1 protein-coding gene is annotated in these 1,205 nt (G+C 66.1%); it reads right to left on the bottom strand.

The window, feature by feature from the left end; all coding sequences use genetic code 11:
- Positions 1–186: 186 nt before the first annotated feature.
- On the bottom strand, positions 187–1,205 hold a 1,019-nt coding region (locus ACE026_RS14575), incomplete at its 5' end, for a M3 family metallopeptidase (RefSeq protein ID WP_486039540.1).

The following is a 1,205-nucleotide window of genomic DNA, read 5'->3' on the forward strand; positions in this document are numbered from 1 at the left end:
CCGCCCAGGACCACATCGTCGACGGCGGCATGACCCGCAAGATGATCTACGCCGAATGAGCCACGTGCCGTCCGATCAGGCTGCCGGGTAGTGCCGGCCGCTGGCCGGCTCCTCACGTTGCATGACACCCCGCCTCTGGCGGCAGGATGCAGAGCCGGCCAGCGGCCGGCACTACCGTAACCAGGGTCACACCATCCCGTTGTGCCGCAGCAGTGCGTCCACCGTCGGTGCGCGCCCACGGAACGCAGCGAAGTTTTCTGCCGCACTCCGGCTGCCGCCCCGCGAGAGCACTTCATCGCGGAACCGCTGACCGGTCTCGGTCACCTTGTCCGGCGCTTCCTCGAACGCGGCATAGGCATCGGCGCTGAGCACTTCGGCCCACTTGTAGCTGTAGTAGCCCGCCGCATAGCCACCGGCAAAAATGTGGCTGAACTGATTGGGGAAGCGATTCCAGGCCGGCGGCCGGTTGACCGCCACCTCATCGCGCACGCGCTCCAGCAGGGCCTGCACGCTGTCCTGGGTCGGGTCGAAATCGCTGTGCAACTGCATGTCGAACAGGGCGAACTCCAGCTGGCGCACGGTGAACATGCCGCTCTGGAAATTGCGTGCGGCCAGCATGCGGTCAAACAACGCACGCGGCAGCGGCTCGCCGGTAGTTACGTGTGCGGTCATCGCCTGCACGCGCTCCCATTCCCAGCAGAAGTTCTCCATGAACTGGCTCGGCAGTTCCACCGCGTCCCACTCCACGCCATTGATGCCGGCCACGCCGAGCTCGCCGATGCGGGTCAGCAACTGATGCAGCCCATGCCCCATTTCATGGAACAGCGTGGTCACATCGCTGTGGCTGAAGGTCGCCGGTTGCCCCGCGGCCCCCTTGCCGAAGTTGCAGACCAGGTACACCAGCGGCGTCTGCACACCGGCGGCGGTCTCGCGGCGGTTGCGGCAATCGTCCATCCACGCGCCACCGCGCTTGCCTTCGCGCGCGTACAGGTCGAGATAGAACTGACCCACCAGCACGCCCTGCCCATCGACCACCCGGAAGAAGCGCACGTCCGGGTGCCACACCGGCGCGCTGTCCGGCTGCACCTCCAGCCCGTAGAGGCTGCGGATCACGCTGAACAGGCCGTCCAACACCTTCGGCTCGGTGAAGTACTGCTTCACGTCCTGCTCGGAATAGCTGTAGCGCGCCTGCTTCAGCTTCTCCG

It is taken from the genome of Stenotrophomonas sp. AGC87 (genome assembly GCF_057333975.1).